Origin of the sequence: Bacillus sp. TH50 (assembly GCF_016650565.1) — a bacterium.
Lineage (GTDB): Bacteria > Bacillota > Bacilli > Bacillales > Bacillaceae_G > Bacillus_A > Bacillus_A mycoides.
Genome location: NZ_JAEKFM010000003.1, coordinates 1,363,670 through 1,382,687 on the forward strand (window position 1 = coordinate 1,363,670; position 19,018 = coordinate 1,382,687).

Consider the following 19,018-nt stretch of genomic DNA (forward strand, 5'->3'; position numbering starts at 1 on the left):
CCTCGAGTTAGGTGAGGGATTTTATTCTATGAGCTCTATTTCATTATAAACTTCTTCTTATTTTACAAGAAAAACTTACGGATGTCATTCCATGTTACAACTAACATAAGCAACATTAATAATGCAAACCCAATAAAGTGAACCATTCCTTCTTTTTGACGATCAATTGGTTTTCCTCGTAATGCTTCAATTAAGAAGAAGAACAAACGTCCACCGTCTAAAGCTGGGACTGGTAATAAATTAAATAAACCAAGGTTAATACTTAAAACTGCCGCTAAACTTAGTACACGCGTAAATCCATAATCTACAACTTGATCTGTTAGATTATAAATTCCTACTGGACCTGACAACTCATTAATAGAAAATTGACCCGTTACTAATTTCACAAGAGAATCAAAAATTAGTTTCGTCCATTCGTATGTTTGTTCAAACCCTGATTTAATAGAACCCATCACTGTTTTCTCTACAGGAGAATAAACACCAATTCTACCAACTTCGTCTTTTCCTTCTTTATCAAGCGTTGGTGTTACTTTCACATTAAATTGCTCACTATCACGCTTTACATGTAACGTAATTTCTTTATTTGGGTTTTCACGTACAATCGTTACAACATCTTTCCATGTACTAGTGTTCTTCCCATTGATTGCTTGAATTGTATCGTTTTCTTTTAATCCAGCCTGTTCTGCAGCACTATTCTCCATTACTTTTCCGACCATTGGTTTGTCAACAGGAACTCCTTGTACAAATCCAAGAATCACAAAAATAACAAATGCTAGAATAAAGTTCATTGCAGGACCTGCAAAAATTGTTAGAGCACGTTGGCCCAATTTTTTAGAGCCAAATTGTCTATTGTACGGAGCGATTTGAATTTCTTCTCCCGCAGAAATGATACGAGCTTTTTCATTTACTCGGAATGTTTGCAGCTCTTCCTCGTACTCTTCATAACCCAAAATTGTAAGATTATGCTCTAAATCAGCTTGTTCGACTTCAATGACACGAACATTTGGATATTTTTCATGTCCGTCAAAAACTAATTTCACAACTTCGTCTTTTTCATTTAATACAAGTCCAACCTTTTTTCCAGGTTTTAACTCAACTGTGTCCGCATCCTCGCCAGCCATTCTTACATAGCCACCAAGGGGCAGTAATCGAATCGTATACACCGTTTCATTCTTTTCAAATGAGAATATTTTCGGACCAAAACCAATCGCAAACTCGCGGCACAAAATACCTGCTCTTTTTGCGAAATATAGATGCCCTAGCTCATGGAAAAATACGAGTGCACCGAAAATTAATATAAAGGCAATCGCTGTATTCAATTCCATAACCACCTTTGCTAAATTTGTTCCATCACAAACCGTCTTGTGGCTGCGTCAATTTCCTGAATTTCCTCTAAGCTCGGACGTGCAATGACAGTGTGATGGTGCATTGCTTTTTCAATGAGGTCTTCCACTGTTAAGAAACCAATTCTCTTTTGTAAAAAAGCTTCAACAGCTACTTCATTTGCCGCGTTCATTACAGCCGGCATACTTCCACCTGTCTTTCCAGCTTCATACGCAAAACGTAGACAACGGAAACGCTCTTGATTCATTTTCTCAAAATGCAATGTTCCCATTTCCCATAAATTTAACTGTTTCGTGTCTGAAAGAGGCAATCTATCAGGATATGTAAGCGCGTATTGAATCGGTACTCGCATATCAGGTGAGCCAAGCTGTGCCATTACACTACGATCTTCAAATTCAACCATAGAATGAATAATACTTTCTTTATGTAGAACAACATCGATTTGCTCATAAGGGATACCAAAAAGCCAGTGTGCTTCAATTACTTCTAGCCCCTTATTCATCATTGTAGCAGAATCAATTGTAATTTTCGAACCCATTGACCAGTTTGGATGACGAAGTGCATCTTCTACGGTCACTTGATGCAATTCATCTCTCGTTTTATCACGAAAACTTCCGCCTGAAGCAGTTATAATTAAGCGAGAGATTCTTTTTTCATTTTCACCATTCAAGCATTGAAAAATAGCTGAATGTTCACTGTCTACTGGAAGTAACGATACATTATGTTTTCGTGCTGCTTCCATTACAAGATGCCCTGCAGTTACTAACGTTTCTTTATTTGCAATTCCAATTGTTTTTTTCGCCTCAATTGCGCGAAGTGTCGGTAACAACCCTACGCTACCTACAACAGCATTCACTACAATTTCTGTATCTGGGTGCAGCGCTACTTCTAATAAGCCTTCGCTACCATATACTACTTTTGTATTACCAGAAACAGCTTGTAATTTTAAAACATCTTCCTCTCTTTGCACAGAGACAATTTGCGGGGAAAATTCTTGAATTACCTTTACTGCATAATCAACATTTTTCCCTACAGAAAAAGCAACGAGACGGAATTGGTCTGGGTGCGAGCGTAACACATCTAATGTTTGTGTACCGATTGATCCGCTTGCACCTAGTAAACTAATGTTTTTCATGACTCCAACCCCTCGTTCATTTATTAATTGTATTGTAATAAGAAGTATAGAATTGGTAACACAAATAACCAACTATCTGTTCGATCTAAAATACCACCATGTCCAGGTAAAATTGTACCTGAATCCTTTACACCATAATGGCGTTTAAATGCAGATTGCACTAAATCACCAATTTGTCCAAAAATAGAAATGATAATCGTCAGAACGATTAAAACTCCTACATTCGCTTCAACTGGGAAGAACATATTGTAAACAAGTGCAACAACAATTCCACAAACAATACCGCCTAATGAACCTTCAATCGTTTTATTCGGACTAATTTCTGGCCATAATTTTCTTTTTCCAAATGCTTTTCCTATGAAATATGCACCTGAATCAGTTGCCCATATGACAAATAGTGCACAGAACACATATTTGATTCCTAATATTCTCGTTTCATTTAAATATAAGAATCCCATTCCAACATATGTCGTTGCCATAAGTAAAAATGAAGCATTGTCAAAAGTAAATGTATTCTTAGAAAGGACTGTATATGATAAAAGTAATAAAACAATCACAAATGTGATTTCTAATTTACCTAACCCAATCCACGTAAACAGTTCTGATGCACTACTCGGAATTAAAATAATCCACAATAATACTGCAGCTAAAACTGTTGGTACCGAAATAAGCGTAAGCTTGTTCATACGAATTAATTCATATAAACCTATAGAAGCAAGTGCATACACTAAAACTGTAAAAGGCACGCCACCGTAAATTACGATGGGAATGAATAGCGCGGCAGCAATCACTCCAGTAATAATTCTCTGTTTCACTACCAAACCCTCTCTTTCTACACGCCTCCGAATCTGCGCCCTCTATGTTGAAAGTCTGTAATCGCATTTAGCAAATGTTCCTCGGTAAAATCTGGCCAATACACATCTGTAAACCAAAATTCCGAATAAGCAATTTGCCATAACATGAAATTACTAATACGTAGCTCTCCGCTTGTACGGATTAACAACTCTGGATCAGGTAAAGAACTCGTCATTAAGTAAGAAGAAATTTTTTCTTCACTTATTTCTTCCGAACGAATTTTTCCTTCCTCACTATCTTTCATCATATGTTGCACAGCAGAAACGATTTCATCTCGACTTCCATAGTTTAACGCGAAATTAAGAATTAATCCCGTATTCTCTTTCGTATCTTCCATGGCTTTTTCCATCGCTCTGCGCGTATGCGTAGGAAGACGATCTTTTTGCCCTATTACTCGGACTTGTACGTTTTCTTCAATCAACTCTGGTAAAAATGCACCTAAAAATTCTTCTGGAAGCTTCATCAAATAATCAACTTCTTTTTTCGGTCTTTTCCAGTTCTCAGTCGAAAAAGCATAAAGAGTTAATACTTTCACATCAAGCTTACTTGCAAATTTTGTGATTTTCTTCACAACTTGCATACCTTCATGATGACCAGCAATGCGAGGCATGGCTCTTCTCTTTGCCCATCTTCCATTACCATCCATAATAATAGCAATATGTTCTGGGATATATCCTTTTTTCACTTTTTCAATGAGATGATCAAACGATGTGACCTTTTTACTTTTAAAAAAAGGAAACTTTTTAAACATCATTCATACCCTCCAACAAGCAGACGTATGCCTAAAAGTGTAAAAAGACCCCCTTAAGAAGAGGGTCATATTTGCGAAATTATCGCTATTACACTTCCATAATTTCTTTTTCTTTGTTTTTTGCGATTTCGTCAACTTTTGCAATATATTTATCTGTTTCTTTTTGGATATCTTCAGTATATCCTCTTAAATCATCTTCTGTAATGTCGCCAGCTTTTTCAAGCTTCTTAAGGTCATCATTACTGTCACGACGTACGTTACGAACAGCAACTTTTGCTTCCTCAGCATATTTCTTCACAACTTTTACAAGATCGCGACGACGCTCTTCTGTTAATGCAGGGAATGCAATACGAATTACAGTTCCATCATTAGAAGGGTTTAAGCCTAAATCTGCTTTTAAAATTGCTTTTTCAATATCACCGATAGAAGTTTTATCATAAGGTTGAATTACAAGCAAACGTGCTTCTGGAACTGTAATGTTCGCTAATTGCACAACTGGTGTTGGTGCACCATAGTAATCAACTTGTACCTTATCTAATACAGACGAGCTTGCACGACCAGCGCGAACTGTTGCTAATTCACGAGAATAAGCAGCAACTGCTTTTTCCATTTTTTCATTTGAAGACTTCAATACTTGTTGTCCCATAATTTATTTCCCCCTTACAACTGTTCCAATATTTTCGCCTAAAACGGCACGTTTAATGTTACCTTTTTCCATAACCGAGAATACAATTAATGAAATATCATTATCCATACATAAAGAAGAAGCTGTAGAATCCATTACACCTAAACCTGCTTTTAATACATCTAAGTAAGTAAGTGTTTCGTATTTCGTAGCTGTTGGGTCAATAGATGGATCTGCACTATATACGCCATCCACATTATTTTTCGCCATTAAAATAACGTCCGCTTCGATTTCAGCTGCACGTAATGCTGCTGTTGTATCTGTAGAGAAGTATGGGTTACCTGTACCTGCAGCAAAGATAACAACACGTTTTTTCTCTAAGTGACGAATTGCTTTACGACGAATGTAAGGCTCTGCCACTTGACGCATCTCAATTGAAGTTTGTACGCGAGTTTGAATTCCAATATTCTCTAAGCTATCTTGAAGAGCTAATGAATTCATAACTGTTGCTAACATGCCCATGTAATCTGCTCCTGCACGATCCATGCCCATTTCGCTTCCAATTTTCCCACGCCAAATGTTACCGCCACCAACAACAACAGCAACCTCTACATCAAGTTCTGCAATTTCTTTCACTTGTTCCGCAACTGACTTAATAACAGCTGGGTTAATTCCAAATCCTTGCTCGCCAGCTAAAGCTTCTCCGCTCAGCTTTAAAACGACACGATTATATTTCGGTTTACTCATAATGAACCTCCAATTGCTTACATCTTTATTTTAAAAAAGGGAACACAATGTGTTCCCTAATCTGTATTAGTTGTTACCTTTTACTTGGTTCATTACTTCTTCAGCAAAGTTGTCTTCGCGTTTTTCGATACCTTCACCAACAGCGTAGCGAACGAATCCTTTTAATGTTCCGCCTTTAGACTCAACGAATTGACGAACTTTCATGTCAGGATTCTTAACGAATGTTTGGTCAAGTAAGCAAATCTCTTCAAAGAATTTGCCAAGACGGCCTTCTACCATTTTCGCAACGATTTTTTCAGGCTTGCCTTCGTTTAAAGCTTGTTGTGTTAATACTTGACGCTCATGCTCAACTTCTTCAGCTGTTACAGCATCGCGGTCGATGTATTTAGGGTTAACTGCTGCGATGTGCATTGCTACATCTTTAGCAGCTGCTTCGTCAGTAGAACCTTCAAGAACTGTTAATACACCAATACGTCCACCCATGTGTAGGTAAGCGCCGAATGCATCAGCATCAGTTTTTGATACGATTTCGAAACGACGAAGTGTAAGTTTTTCACCAATTTTAGCGATTGCTTCGTTGATGTGCTCTTCTACTGTTTTGCCGCCTTCGATTGTTTGAGCCATAGCTTCTTCAACGTTAGCAGGTTTGTTAGCTAATAAGTGAGCAGCTAATTCTTTAATTAACGCTTGGAAACCTTCGTTTTTCGCAACGAAATCAGTCTCAGAGTTTAATTCTAAGATTAAACCTTCGTTACCGTTTGTTTCGATGAAAGTTAAACCTTCAGCAGCGATGCGGTCTGCTTTTTTAGCAGCTTTCGCAATACCTTTTTCACGTAAGAAGTCAATTGCTTTCTCCATGTCGCCGTTAGTTTCTGTTAAAGCTTTTTTGCAGTCCATCATACCTGCGCCAGTTTTTTCGCGAAGTTCTTTTACCATTTGTGCAGTGATTGCCATATTTTTCATCCTCCTAAAATATGTATTTATACCTTTTATAAAGGTGTTTATACCTTAAAAAAGGTGATAAAAGGCCGAACCCCTTATCACCTTTCCAAATTTGTTACGCAGTAACAGTTTCTTCACCTTGTTTTGTTTCAAGGATCGCGTCTGCCATTTTAGATGTAAGAAGTTTTACAGCACGAATTGCATCATCGTTTGCTGGAATAACGTGATCGATTTCGTCCGGATCACAGTTTGTATCAACGATACCGATGATTGGAATGTGTAATTTGCGTGCTTCAGCAACTGCAATACGCTCTTTACGAGGGTCTACTATGAATAATGCACTTGGAAGACCTTTCATATCTTTAATACCGCCTAAGAATTTCTCAAGACGCTCTAACTCTTTTTTAAGTTGAACAACTTCTTTCTTAGGAAGTACTTCGAAAGTACCATCTTCTTGCATTCTTTCGATATCTTTAAGACGCTTGATACGCTTTTGGATTGTTTGGAAGTTTGTTAAAGTTCCACCTAACCAACGTTGGTTAACGAAGTACATACCAGCACGAGTTGCTTCTTCTTTAATAGCTTCTTGTGCTTGTTTTTTAGTACCTACGAATAAAATGTCTCCACCTTCAGCAGCGATGTCACGCATCGTTCTGTAAGCTTCCTCAACTTTTTTCACAGTTTTTTGTAAGTCGATGATGTAGATACCGTTACGCTCTGTGAAGATGTAACGCTTCATTTTTGGGTTCCAACGACGAGTTTGATGTCCGAAATGAACACCAGCTTCAAGCAATTGTTTCATAGAAATTACTGACATAATTTAGTTCCTCCTAAATGGTTTTTTTGATATCCTCCGTTTACTTCATCTCTAAGCGAAACTACGAACGTAGCACCAACACTTAAATCAGTAAACGTGTGTACTTTGTACTGACACCACTGCTTACTATATCATACTGAAATATTACAATCAAGTCGAAAATGCGAACAATGTAAAACTTTCTTTTTTTCACGCTCAAATCCTAGTATTACCAACCTTCAATTCCTTTAAGCAAGGAATTGAAGGTTAATTAATAGTTTTCTAATGAATGTTGTCATGACGCCTTACGTAAGCAAAATCATTCACTTAAAAAAACAAAAAACTCTCCTCGCTTGAGGAGAGTTTTTTTTATAAATTAGTTTGTTTTTAATTTAGCAAGTTCCTGTAGAAACTTGTCGTTTAGCACTTTAATGTATGTTCCTTTCATACCTAAAGAGCGAGACTCAATAACACCAGCACTTTCTAATTTACGTAGTGCATTTACGATTACCGAACGAGTAATTCCTACGCGATCAGCAATTTTACTTGCAACAAGTAAACCTTCTGTTCCATTTAATTCTTCGAAGATATGCTCGATTGCTTCTAACTCACTGTAAGATAATGAGCTAATCGCCATTTGAACAACAGCTTTACTACGTGCTTCCTCTTCGATTTCTTCTGCTTTTTCACGTAAGATTTCCATACCTACAACAGTTGAGCTGTATTCAGCAAGAATTAAATCATCGTCTAAGAACTCTTGACCAAGACGAGCTAATACTAGTGTACCTAGACGCTCACCGCCACCAACGATTGGTACGATTGTAGTTAAACCTTGACCGAATAATTCTCTATTTTCTACTGGGAATGCTGTGTAGTCACTATCCACACCTAAATTTGAAGATGTTTCTGTAACATTGAATAAACTTTGCGTATACTCTTCTGGGAATTGACGCTCTGCAAGCATGTGCTTCATACGTTCGTTTTCGATTTGTTGGTGAATCGCATATCCTAATAATTTACCGCGACGACTTACAACGAACACGTTCGCTTCAATTACTTCACACATTGTGTCAGACATCTCTCTAAAGTTTACAGGCTTTCCTGCTGCGCTCTGTAATAACGCATTTAATTTTCTCGTTTTTGCTAATAATTCCATTTCAAAATTTCCTCCTACATGTTACTTACATATTTTTTCATCACTTGGAAACTAGGGCGAGTCACCTGATGACACTATTACAAAATAAACTGGCTCACATCTTTATTTTTAGCTATTGTCGCTAATTTTTCCTCAACATATTGAGGTGTTATCGTTATTTTCTCTAACGTAATTTCAGATGCCTCAAACGATAAATCTTCAAGGAGCTTCTCCATAACAGTATGAAGTCTTCTCGCTCCAATATTATCTGTATCCTGATTAACTTGATAAGCAATCTCAGCAATCTTACGAATAGCTTCGTCTGAAAATTCAATTTCTATACCTTCAGTCGCTAATAACGCCGTGTACTGTTTAATTAGCGCATTGTCAGGCTCGATTAATATTTTAACAAAATCATCCGCCGATAATTTTGTTAATTCTACTCGAATCGGAAATCTCCCTTGCAATTCCGGAATTAAATCCGACGGTTTAGACATATGGAACGCTCCAGCTGCAACAAATAAAATATAATCCGTTTTTACTGATCCGTATTTCGTTGCTACATTCGATCCTTCTACAATCGGTAAAATGTCACGTTGCACACCTTCACGCGATACATCTACGCTATTCGACTGCTTACCAGCAATTTTGTCAATTTCATCGATAAAAATAATCCCGAGCTGTTCAGCACGATAAACAGCCTCTTGTGTAACTTCATCCATATCAATTAAGCGCTGTGCCTCTTCATTTGTCAAGAGTTTTCTTGCTTCTTTTACAGAAAGTTTACGTTTTTTCGTTTTTTTCGGCATGATACTTCCTAGTGCATCTTGGAAATTCATTCCCATTTGCTCCATGCCAGTTCCTTGCAACATATCAAACATAGAAGACTGTTGTTCCGTCACTTCGATCGATATCACTTCATCTTCAAGAAGGCCTGCCGCAAGCTTTCTTTCCACATCTTGACGTTTCTTTTCGATTTCATCATCTTCCTGTGCATCAGATGTTTGGTTTGAATTTTGATTACCACCAAAAAGCATTTCTAATGGATTTTTAAATCCAGATTGCTTCTCCGGACTCGGCACTAAAATTTCAACAAGACGTTGATTCGCTTGCTCTTCTGCTTTATCTTGAACTTTAACTACCATTTCCTCTTTCACAATGCGAACGGATGTTTCAACAAGGTCACGGACCATCGACTCTACATCTCGACCCACATATCCAACTTCTGTAAATTTCGTCGCTTCAACCTTAATAAAAGGTGCTCCAACGAGTTTCGCCATTCGCCGTGCTACCTCTGTTTTACCAACACCTGTCGGTCCAATCATTAAAATGTTTTTAGGTGCAATTTCATCACGTAAATTTTCAACTAATTTACTGCGACGGTATCGATTTCGTAGAGCTACAGCAACCGCTTTCTTTGCATCTTTTTGACCGATGATGTATTGGTCTAATTTTTCCACAATTTGACGCGGAGTAAAATGTAAATGCATATAAAATGCCTCCCTTACGGATTCTACAATTCTTCAACAATTATGTTGTGGTTCGTATAAACACAAATATCGCCTGCAATTTCTAAACTGGCCTTCGCAATTTGTTTCGCTGTTAAATGTTCACTTGCATGTTGCTTTAAAGCACGACCAGCAGCAAGTGCATAATGTCCGCCTGAACCAATTGCTAAAATACCATCATCTGGTTCAATCACTTCTCCTGTACCTGAAACAAGGAGCATCGTTGTTTTATCCATGACAATGAGCATTGCTTCTAGCTGACGTAGCATTTTATCACCACGCCATTGTTTCGCCATCTCAACTGCAGCACGCTGCAAGTTGCCATTATACTCTTCTAATTTCCCTTCAAACATTTCAAAAAGAGTAAATGCATCAGCAACTGATCCTGCAAAACCAGCTAAAACTTTCCCTTGGAAAAGTTTGCGAACTTTGCGAGCTGTATGTTTCATTACAACAGCATTCCCCATCGTTACCTGACCATCTCCAGCCATTGCACATTCTCCATTATGATGAACTGCAAATATCGTTGTAGCGTGGAAATTTCCCATAGAAAAAACTCCTTTATATGTTTTTATAGCCTTAAAAGCAATTTATGCCCGCGGGTGATGCTTCATGTACACAGAACGCAATCTTTCTTTAGAGACATGCGTATAAATTTGTGTGGTTGACAAATTCTCATGACCTAATAGCTCCTGCACAGTACGTAAATCCGCTCCTTCATCCAACATATGTGTAGCAAATGTATGCCTTAACATATGGGGACTTATCCGCATTGTAAGTGAAGCTTTCTTAATGAGTTCGTTCAAAACATAACGTACACCCTGATCTGTTAACGGCTTACCTTTCGCATTTAAAAATACCATATGAGATTGTTCTTCAGTCTTTTGAGCTAACTGTTTTCTCCCGTTCTCTATATAAGTAATTAAAGCATCTTGTGCATAGCTTCCGAACGGAATATATCTTTGTTTTTTCCCTTTTCCCATCACTAAAATTGTTCCCACTGCAAAGTCAATGTCGGTAAGTTGCAAATTAACGCATTCGCTTACACGAATCCCAGTTGCATACATCAACTCTAATAAAGCTTGATTCCTTTGACCTAATGGTGCCCCTGTATCAGAAACTTCAAACAATTCCTCTAACTCTTCAGCATATAAAAACTTTGGGATTGACAATTCTTTCTTGGGAAGTGACGCAAGTGCAAACGGATTATCTTTTTGATAACCTTCACGCATCAAAAAACGATATAAACTTCGTAAGCTTGATACTTTCCTTGCGACAGATTTACGGGCTAACTTCTGATCGTGCAACGTCGTCAAGTATAAACGAACATCCGCGTATGTAACATCTAAAAAAGAGGATATGCCTTCTCGCTCCATAAATTGCACAAAATGTTCTAAATCATTTTGATAACTTGCAATTGTATATTTTGAATAATTTCTTTCAATTTGTAAATATCCAACGAATAATTGTAACAATTTCTTCACATTCACATCCATATAATTCACCTCAATAAAGGCTACTAAATCGTATCACAACTTAGTAGCCTTTGCAAGAAATTTAATTAAATATTTACAAAATTTTGAATTGTTTCCAAAGCGCGTGTAGCATATGCTTCATTTCGCTCTTGTTTCTTTTTAATTTTCTTCTCTAACGGTGTAAATAAACCGAAGTTTGCATTCATTGGCTGGAAGTTTTTCGCATTTGTCGCAGTAATATAATTTGCCATACTTCCCATTGCAGTTACAGGTGGTAATACAACTGGCTCTTCACCTTTTACAAGTCGAGCAGCGTTAATACCCGCTAATAATCCTGATGCTGCTGATTCAACATAACCCTCTACACCAGTCATTTGACCAGCGAAGAATAAATCATCACGTTGTTTATATTGATATGTTGGACGAAGTAAATTAGGCGAATTAATAAACGTATTACGATGCATTACACCATAACGTACAATCTCTGCGTTTTCTAGTCCTGGAATTAGCTGTAACACTTCTTTTTGTGGCCCCCACTTTAAATGTGTTTGGAAACCTACAATATTATATAATGTTCCTGCTGCATCATCTTGACGTAACTGAACAACCGCATACGGTGTTTTCCCTGTTTTCGGATCTTCTAACCCAACAGGCTTCATCGGTCCAAATACTAACGTCTGTCTTCCTCTACTTGCCATAACTTCTACTGGCATACAACCTTCAAAGAAAATTTCTTTTTCAAATTCTTTTAAAGGCACTGTCTCAGCAGCAATTAAAGCCTCATAAAAACGATCAAACTCTTCTTCTGTCATTGGACAGTTTAAATATGCCGCTTCACCTTTATCATAACGGGATTTTAAATATACTTTATTCATGTCAATGCTGTCTTTCTCAACGATTGGCGCTGCAGCATCATAGAAATAAAAATAATCTTCACCTGTTAGTTTTTTTAATTGTGCAGAAAGATCCGGAGACGTAAGTGGACCTGTCGCGATAACAGTTGGTCCCTCTGGAATTTCAGTGATTTCCTCATTCATTACAGTTACGTTCGGATGATTTTTCACATATTCAGTCACTTTCGCCGCGAATTCATGACGGTCTACAGCTAAAGCACCTCCTGCTGGTACAGAGCACTCATCAGCTGCACGAATAATGACAGAATCCATTAGACGCATTTCTTCTTTAATAACACCAACAGCATTTGTCAATGTGTTTGCGCGAAGTGAGTTACTACATACTAATTCAGCAAATTTATCTGTATGATGAGCTGGTGTTTGCCTTACTGGTCTCATTTCATATAATTTCACTTGGACACCACGCTTTGCAATTTGGTAAGCTGCTTCGCTTCCTGCAAGACCTGCGCCAATGACGTTTACTACTTGTGTTGTCATATATATCACCTTTCCTTTTCTTCCCGAAAAAAATGTGAGCAGTTACGCTCACATTTGTTGTTCTTCTTCATAATCACACGAAATACATTGTACTTGCACGCCTTTTTTTAACTTTTTCTCTACGAGCATACCTTCACACTTCGGACATTTACGACCAATCGGCTTATCCCAAGATACAAAGTCACATTCTGGATACGTACCGCATCCGTAGAAAAGGCGTTTCTTTTTATTACTACGGCGTTCAATAATTTGCCCTTTATCACACTTCGGACAAGTAACACCGATTTCTTTTACAATCGGTTTTGTATTACGACATTCCGGGAAATTTGAACAAGCCATAAACTTCCCATATTTACCCATTTTAAAGACCATCGGGTGACTACATAATTCACAGTCTTCCCCAGCTGGTTCATCTTTAATTTCCACTTCACGCATTTCTTTTTCCGCTTTTTCTAAGCGCGGTTCAAATCCTACGTAGAAATCATCAACAATTTTCACCCAATTTGCATTTCCTTCTTCTACTTCATCAAGGCTTTGCTCCATATTGGCAGTAAATTCAATGTTAATAATTTCTGGGAAAAACTCTAAAATAAGTTCGATTACTATTCCACCAAGCTCAGTCGGAACGAAGCGTTTATTATCTAAAGCAACGTATCCTCGTTTTTGGATTGTTTCAAGTGTCGGTACATAAGTAGACGGTCTCCCAATTCCAAGCTCTTCAAGTGTTCTTACTAGACGAGCCTCTGTGTAACGCGGCGGAGGCTGTGTGTAATGTTGCTTTGGTTCTATATCTTTTGAAAATACAGTTTCACCTACTTCTAACGGTGGCAACATCTTATCCTTTTCTTCCGCACCATCATCTTTCGACTCTACGTACACTTTCATAAATCCTGGGAACTTTACAACTGATCCACTTGCACGGAACTGAACATTGTTATTAATGAGTTTCGCTGTAACAGTATCCATTATAGCAGATGCCATTTGACTTGCAACAAATCGCTCCCAAATCAGTTTATACAAACGGAGTTGATCACGACTTAAGAAACTTTTTAGTTCCTCTGGCTTTCTCATTACCGAAGTAGGACGAATCGCCTCATGCGCATCTTGTGCTTTCGACTTTTTCGTTTCTTTCCTCTTCTCTGTTCCTATGTATTCCGCACCAAATGCCTCAGTAATGTAATCACGAGCCTCTGTTTGAGCTGTTTCTGAGATACGTGTTGAATCAGTTCTCATATACGTAATAAGACCTACAGTCCCTTGTTTTCCAAGATCTATCCCTTCATACAGCTGCTGTGCAAGCATCATTGTTTTCTTTGCTCGCATATTTAACTTACGCGCTGCCTCTTGTTGCAAGGAAGATGTTGTAAACGGTAATGCAGGGTTACGCTTTCGCTCTTTTCGCGTTACATTTTCAACCGAAAACGCATTGTCTTTCATCTTTTCGATTATTTCGTTCACTTGTGCTTCGTTCGTTAATTGAACTTTTTCACCATCTACACCGTAAAAGCTTGCTTCAAATGTGTCTTTCCCTTTCACAAATTCTGTTTTAATTGTCCAGAATTCTTCAGGTTCAAAACTTTGAATTTCTTTTTCACGTTCGATGATTAAACGAACTGCTACAGATTGTACGCGTCCTGCACTTAATCCTTTTTTTACTTTCTTCCATAATAAAGGACTAATATTGTAACCAACAAGACGATCGAGTATACGCCTTGCCTGTTGTGCATCTACTAAATCCATATTAATTGCACGAGGATATTTAAATGATTCTTTTATTGCATCTTTTGTAATCTCATTAAATACAACTCGGCAATCTGATTCAACGTCCACATTTAACGTATTTGCTAAATGCCAAGCAATTGCTTCTCCTTCACGATCCGGATCGGCCGCGAGATAGACTTTCTTTGCTTTTTTTGCCGCTGATTTTAAATCTTTTAAAACGGGACCCTTACCACGAATGGTAATATACTTCGGGGTGAAGTTATTCTTTACTTCTATCCCCATTTGGCTTTTAGGTAAATCGCGGACATGTCCCATGGACGCGACGACTTTGTATTTTTTCCCTAAATATTTTTCAATGGTCTTCGCCTTAGAAGGCGACTCCACGATTACGAGGTAATCTGACATGCTAGTGCCTCCTTAAGAGGTGGATTCAAGTCTTCATCAATCTTATTGATTTCTCTTGTTTTTGTCAATCAAGAATGAATATACCATACAGCGACAATCTACCATTTGTCAATAATTGTTTAATAAAAACATAAAAATATATGGTTAATTTAAAATTTCTTCAAGGATATCCTCCGCATTTCTTACTAGCTTTGCGCCTTGTTGAATTAGATGATTCGTTCCCGCTGCACTCTCTATAAATATAGGTCCAGGAAGCGCAAACACCTCTCTATTTTGTTCTAGCGCAAGGTCTGCAGTAATAAGGGATCCACTTCTCGTTTTTGCTTCTACAACTAAAACACCTTTACTTATACCGCTAATAATTCGATTTCTTTTTGGGAAATACCATTTTTTCGGCACATAATGGGGCGGATACTCTGTCAATAACAATATATAATCTTTCCACGTGTCATATAAACCTCTATTCTCCTTTGGATACATATAAGATAATCCATGTCCTAATATTGCAATGGTCGGGCAATGCTGCCTTACTGTAACTTCATGAGCAATTGTATCTATCCCTCTTGCAAACCCACTAACAATAAGCCATTCTTTTTCAAGTAAAGGTTGTAAAATAAACTTCATACTCTCCTTTCCATATAAAGACGGTTCTCTCGTTCCAACAATCGCTAATTTATTTACTTTATTTAGAAAATCTCTTTCTCCTTTTCCGTATAAAACAAAAGGGGGATCTTGTATTTCTCGCAGTAATTGTGGATAGTCCTTATCCCATATTGTTATATAAAATATTCTCTTTTTTTCTAACTGGGATACATATTGTTGGAGATTTGAAATTTGAAGAAAATTTACTAGTTCTAAAGATTTTTTCGAGGATATTCCAGCGTAATATTCAAATTGTTTCGGACTAAAAGTGTATATTCCCTTCAGTTCTGGATCAACATATAGTAGTCTCTCCATCGCCTTCCAATGATCCGCCAACATGTAATGAAGGTGCAATAAACGTTCTCTTTTCATCTCAATTCTCCTTACCCATAATTTTTATTATGTAAACAAAAAATGTGTAAAAAGACACCCTCTAATAAGAAGGTGTCTTTCAAAAAGATTAGTAGTTTTTACAAGTCTCAAATAATCCCTTTTCTTTTAAAACAGAGATTAATGTTTCACCCATAACAGCTGGTGTTTCCGCTACTTTAATACCACAAGCTTCCATTGTTTTAATCTTTTCAGCAGCAGTTCCTTTGCCGCCAGAAATGATCGCCCCAGCATGACCCATACGTTTGCCTTCAGGCGCTGTTTGACCACCAATGAAGCCTACAACTGGTTTTGTCATATTAGCTTGTACCCATTCTGCTGCTTCTTCTTCTGCCGTACCGCCGATTTCACCAATCATAATTACAGCATGCGTTTCTTCATCTTCATTAAATGCTTTTAACGCATCAATAAAGTCCGTACCGTTAACAGGGTCTCCCCCGATACCTACAGCAGTAGATTGGCCAATACCTTCTTGCGTTAACTGATGTACAGCTTCATACGTTAATGTACCAGAGCGAGATACGATACCAACATGACCTTTTTTGTGAATATATCCTGGCATAATACCAATTTTACATTCGTCAGGTGTAATGACACCAGGGCAGTTTGGTCCAAGTAAACGTGTATGTTTACCCGCCATATATCTCTTTACATTTACCATATCTAATACAGGGATTCCTTCAGTAATACATACTACTAAATCAATCTTTGCATCAACTGCTTCCATAATTGCATCAGCCGCAAAAGCGGGTGGAACGTATACAACTGAAGCGTTTGCGCCTGTTGCTTTCACAGCATCTTCTACTGTATCAAATACTGGTACGCCTTCAATATCAGTGCCACCTTTACCTGGTGTTACACCACCTACAATTTTCGTACCGTATTCAATCATTTGCTTTGTATGGAATAACCCTTGAGAACCTGTAATACCTTGAACAATAACTTTTGTATCTTTATTAACTAATACGCTCATTTTTCTCCCCCGCTTTCTATTAGCCCACTAGTGAAACAATTTTTTGTGCACCGTCTGCCATAGATTCTGCTGCAACAATATTTAAACCAGACTCATTTAAAATTTTCTTTCCTAGCTCTACATTTGTACCTTCAAGACGTACAACTAAAGGCAACTCAAGACCTACCTGCTTCGTCGCTTCAATAACACCTTCTGCGATAACATCACACTTCATAATGCCACCAAAAATGTTAACGAAGATACCCTTTACATTTTTGTCAGAAAGGATAATTTTGAATGCTTCTGTAACTTTTTCAGCTGTTGCGCCGCCACCAACATCTAAGAAGTTAGCCGGGTCACCATGGTAATGTTTAATGATATCCATTGTAGCCATTGCTAAACCTGCACCATTAACCATACAACCGATATTTCCATCTAAAGGAATGTAGTTTAAGTCATATTTAGAAGCTTCAATTTCTTTTGAATCTTCTTCTTCAAGATCACGAAGTTCTAAAATGTCTTTATTGCGATATAACGCATTAGAATCAAAGTTTAATTTTGCATCTAACGCCATAACTTTACCGTCACCTGTTGTAACAAGTGGATTAATCTCAGCGATAGAGCAATCTTTTTCGATAAACGCACTGTATAAGCCCATCATAAACTTCACAGCTTGTCCTACAAGTTCTTTTGGAATATTGATGTTAAACGCGATTCTACGCGCTTGGAAACCTTGTAAACCTACTGCTGGATCAATATATTCTTTAAAGATTTTTTCAGGCGTTTTTTCTGCTACTTCTTCAATTTCTGTTCCACCTTCTTCAGATGCCATTAAAACAACTTGAGAAGTTGCACGATCTAATACAAGACCTACATAATATTCTTTTTTAATATCGCAACCTTCTTCGATAAGTAAGCGTTTTACTTCCTTACCTTCAGGACCTGTTTGATGCGTCACAAGTGTAGTTCCTAAAATGCTTTCTGCATATGTACGAACTTCTTCTAAATTTTTCGCAACTTTTACACCGCCAGCTTTGCCGCGTCCACCAGCGTGAATTTGCGCTTTAACTACACATACTTCCGTTCCTAATTCTTTCGCTGCTTCTACAGCTTCTTCTACTGTAAATGCAACCTTCCCGTTCGGAACGCTAACCCCATAGCTTCTAAGGACTGCCTTACCTTGGTACTCATGGATATTCATGGTCCCATCCTCCCCTGTTTTCCTGTTTTACTCGAAAAGTTTTTTAATGTTTAAAAAACATTACATTGCCATTGTATAAGATGATTGGCACGCTGTCTACAATAAAGTGTCAGAAAACTGAAATCGCTTTATTCTTTTTCGAAAATAATAATGTTTATATACCAAAATAAAAAATAAGCTGTGAATATACAGCTTATTTTTGAATCATATCCTTAATTGGCGCGAATGATTTTCGATGTTCCTCTAATACTCCATGTACTTCAATCGCTTCTAAATGCTGTTTCGTCCCATATCCCATATGTTGTTCGAATCCATATGCAGGATACTTTCCTCCTAACTCTTTCATCATGCGATCTCTCGTCACTTTCGCAATAATAGATGCAGCTGAAATAGAGACACTTTTCGCATCACCTTTAATGATTGATGTTTGCGGAATTGATGTAGGAAGCTTCATCGCATCGATTAATAAATATTCTGGTGTACATGATAAATTAGCAACGGCATCTAACATCGCTTGCTTCGTCGCTTGATAAATATTTATTTCATCAATAACTTGTGGTGATATAATTCCAACTCCAATCGCAATTGCATGATCTTTAATTTCATCATAAAAACGCTCACGTTTCGCTTCACTTAATTTTTTCGAGTCATTTAATCCTGGAATATAAAAATCTTCCGGAAGGACGACTGCCGCCGTCACAACCGGTCCCGCTAACGGCCCACGACCCACTTCATCAATACCAGCAATGTATGTGAGCCCTTTTTCACGTAACTCATTTTCGTACTTTGACATTTCTAGAAATTTTTCTCTTTCTTTTTGCGCTAACTCTTTTTGTTTATACCACTTCAAAATTAGTTTTTGAACACCTTTTCGCTCATCTTTCACTAACATTTGAAAACGCTCGTCTTCTTCATTCATAATTTCTTGCAGCAAACATTCCGCTTCATGAATAGTCATTTTTTGCATCTATTTACACTCCTTTTAAACGTAACCAAAAAGAA

18 protein-coding genes are annotated in these 19,018 nt (G+C 37.6%); all 18 read right to left on the reverse strand.

Annotation, left to right across the window (positions count from 1 at the left end):
* Nucleotides 1-62: 62 nt before the first annotated feature.
* The 18 genes from rseP to JFU23_RS07065 all read right to left on the reverse strand — a co-directional run bounded on the left by rseP (nt 63) and on the right by JFU23_RS07065 (nt 18,983).
* Nucleotides 63-1,319, reverse strand: a complete 1,257-nt coding sequence (gene rseP / locus JFU23_RS06980; RefSeq protein ID WP_002088169.1) for an RIP metalloprotease RseP — start codon at nt 1,317-1,319, stop codon at nt 63-65.
* A 17-nt stretch (nt 1,320-1,336) separates the two neighbouring features.
* Entirely contained in the window at nt 1,337-2,479 is a 1,143-nt protein-coding gene (gene dxr, locus JFU23_RS06985; RefSeq protein ID WP_002014547.1) for a 1-deoxy-D-xylulose-5-phosphate reductoisomerase, read from the reverse strand.
* A 23-nt stretch (nt 2,480-2,502) separates the two neighbouring features.
* A complete protein-coding gene (gene cdsA / locus JFU23_RS06990; RefSeq protein WP_002088171.1) occupies nt 2,503-3,294 on the reverse strand; it encodes a phosphatidate cytidylyltransferase in 792 nt (263 codons plus the stop codon).
* Nucleotides 3,295-3,311: 17 nt separating this feature from the next.
* Complete coding sequence (locus JFU23_RS06995; protein ID WP_002014545.1) at nt 3,312-4,088, reverse strand: undecaprenyl pyrophosphate synthase; 777 nt, start codon at nt 4,086-4,088, stop codon at nt 3,312-3,314.
* An 85-nt stretch (nt 4,089-4,173) separates the two neighbouring features.
* Nucleotides 4,174-4,731, reverse strand: a complete 558-nt coding sequence (gene frr / locus JFU23_RS07000) for a ribosome recycling factor (RefSeq protein WP_000531506.1) — start codon at nt 4,729-4,731, stop codon at nt 4,174-4,176.
* A gap of 3 nt (nt 4,732-4,734) precedes the next feature.
* Nucleotides 4,735-5,457 carry a UMP kinase gene (gene pyrH / locus JFU23_RS07005; protein ID WP_002014544.1) on the reverse strand — a complete coding sequence of 241 codons (723 nt, stop codon included), beginning with the start codon at nt 5,455-5,457 and terminating at the stop codon, nt 4,735-4,737.
* A 66-nt stretch (nt 5,458-5,523) separates the two neighbouring features.
* Entirely contained in the window at nt 5,524-6,411 is an 888-nt protein-coding gene (tsf, locus tag JFU23_RS07010) for a translation elongation factor Ts (RefSeq protein WP_002088177.1), read from the reverse strand.
* Nucleotides 6,412-6,514: 103 nt separating this feature from the next.
* On the reverse strand, nt 6,515-7,216 hold the full coding sequence (gene rpsB / locus JFU23_RS07015) for a 30S ribosomal protein S2 (RefSeq protein ID WP_002088178.1): 702 nt from the start codon (nt 7,214-7,216) through the stop codon (nt 6,515-6,517).
* A 355-nt stretch (nt 7,217-7,571) separates the two neighbouring features.
* Complete coding sequence (gene codY, locus JFU23_RS07020; RefSeq protein WP_002014541.1) at nt 7,572-8,351, reverse strand: GTP-sensing pleiotropic transcriptional regulator CodY; 780 nt, start codon at nt 8,349-8,351, stop codon at nt 7,572-7,574.
* 77 nt (nt 8,352-8,428) lie between these two features.
* Nucleotides 8,429-9,820, reverse strand: coding sequence for an ATP-dependent protease ATPase subunit HslU (gene hslU, locus JFU23_RS07025; RefSeq protein WP_002014539.1), 1,392 nt, complete (start codon nt 9,818-9,820; stop codon nt 8,429-8,431).
* Between the two features lie 23 nt (nt 9,821-9,843).
* A complete protein-coding gene (hslV, locus tag JFU23_RS07030) occupies nt 9,844-10,386 on the reverse strand; it encodes an ATP-dependent protease proteolytic subunit HslV (RefSeq protein WP_002014538.1) in 543 nt (180 codons plus the stop codon).
* A 42-nt stretch (nt 10,387-10,428) separates the two neighbouring features.
* Nucleotides 10,429-11,328 (reverse strand): tyrosine recombinase XerC, encoded by a 900-nt coding sequence (gene xerC / locus JFU23_RS07035; RefSeq protein ID WP_078175468.1) that lies wholly within the window; start codon nt 11,326-11,328, stop codon nt 10,429-10,431.
* Nucleotides 11,329-11,399: 71 nt separating this feature from the next.
* The gene (gene trmFO / locus JFU23_RS07040; RefSeq protein ID WP_002014534.1) at nt 11,400-12,704 is read right to left on the reverse strand and encodes an FADH(2)-oxidizing methylenetetrahydrofolate--tRNA-(uracil(54)-C(5))-methyltransferase TrmFO; all 1,305 of its coding nucleotides are present in this window, start codon (nt 12,702-12,704) and stop codon (nt 11,400-11,402) included.
* A 48-nt stretch (nt 12,705-12,752) separates the two neighbouring features.
* Nucleotides 12,753-14,831, reverse strand: a complete 2,079-nt coding sequence (gene topA, locus JFU23_RS07045; RefSeq protein ID WP_002088184.1) for a type I DNA topoisomerase — start codon at nt 14,829-14,831, stop codon at nt 12,753-12,755.
* A gap of 144 nt (nt 14,832-14,975) precedes the next feature.
* Nucleotides 14,976-15,845: a DNA-processing protein DprA gene (gene dprA / locus JFU23_RS07050; RefSeq protein WP_002014531.1), complete on the reverse strand. Its 870-nt coding sequence runs from the start codon at nt 15,843-15,845 to the stop codon at nt 14,976-14,978.
* Nucleotides 15,846-15,933: 88 nt separating this feature from the next.
* On the reverse strand, nt 15,934-16,836 hold the full coding sequence (gene sucD / locus JFU23_RS07055; protein ID WP_000115186.1) for a succinate--CoA ligase subunit alpha: 903 nt from the start codon (nt 16,834-16,836) through the stop codon (nt 15,934-15,936).
* A gap of 19 nt (nt 16,837-16,855) precedes the next feature.
* Nucleotides 16,856-18,016 carry an ADP-forming succinate--CoA ligase subunit beta gene (gene sucC, locus JFU23_RS07060; RefSeq protein WP_002014529.1) on the reverse strand — a complete coding sequence of 387 codons (1,161 nt, stop codon included), beginning with the start codon at nt 18,014-18,016 and terminating at the stop codon, nt 16,856-16,858.
* Between the two features lie 193 nt (nt 18,017-18,209).
* Entirely contained in the window at nt 18,210-18,983 is a 774-nt protein-coding gene (locus JFU23_RS07065; RefSeq protein ID WP_002142917.1) for a ribonuclease HII, read from the reverse strand.
* Nucleotides 18,984-19,018 lie beyond the last annotated feature (35 nt).

Bases quoted from the DNA above. Each gene is read 5' to 3' on its own strand.
- topA (WP_002088184.1), bottom strand. From the start codon at position 14,831: ATGTCAGATTACCTCGTAATCGTGGAGTCGCCTTCTAAGGCGAAGACC.
- JFU23_RS07065 (WP_002142917.1), bottom strand. From the start codon at position 18,983: ATGCAAAAAATGACTATTCATGAAGCGGAATGTTTGCTGCAAGAAATT.
- sucD (WP_000115186.1), bottom strand. From the start codon at position 16,836: ATGAGCGTATTAGTTAATAAAGATACAAAAGTTATTGTTCAAGGTATT.
- sucC (WP_002014529.1), bottom strand. From the start codon at position 18,016: ATGAATATCCATGAGTACCAAGGTAAGGCAGTCCTTAGAAGCTATGGG.
- dxr (WP_002014547.1), bottom strand. From the start codon at position 2,479: ATGAAAAACATTAGTTTACTAGGTGCAAGCGGATCAATCGGTACACAA.
- codY (WP_002014541.1), bottom strand. From the start codon at position 8,351: ATGGAATTATTAGCAAAAACGAGAAAATTAAATGCGTTATTACAGAGC.
- trmFO (WP_002014534.1), bottom strand. From the start codon at position 12,704: ATGACAACACAAGTAGTAAACGTCATTGGCGCAGGTCTTGCAGGAAGC.
- frr (WP_000531506.1), bottom strand. From the start codon at position 4,731: ATGGGACAACAAGTATTGAAGTCTTCAAATGAAAAAATGGAAAAAGCA.
- hslV (WP_002014538.1), bottom strand. From the start codon at position 10,386: ATGGGAAATTTCCACGCTACAACGATATTTGCAGTTCATCATAATGGA.
- JFU23_RS06995 (WP_002014545.1), bottom strand. From the start codon at position 4,088: ATGATGTTTAAAAAGTTTCCTTTTTTTAAAAGTAAAAAGGTCACATCG.
- rpsB (WP_002088178.1), bottom strand. From the start codon at position 7,216: ATGTCAGTAATTTCTATGAAACAATTGCTTGAAGCTGGTGTTCATTTC.
- dprA (WP_002014531.1), bottom strand. From the start codon at position 15,845: ATGAAAAGAGAACGTTTATTGCACCTTCATTACATGTTGGCGGATCAT.
- pyrH (WP_002014544.1), bottom strand. From the start codon at position 5,457: ATGAGTAAACCGAAATATAATCGTGTCGTTTTAAAGCTGAGCGGAGAA.
- tsf (WP_002088177.1), bottom strand. From the start codon at position 6,411: ATGGCAATCACTGCACAAATGGTAAAAGAACTTCGCGAAAAAACTGGC.
- hslU (WP_002014539.1), bottom strand. From the start codon at position 9,820: ATGCATTTACATTTTACTCCGCGTCAAATTGTGGAAAAATTAGACCAA.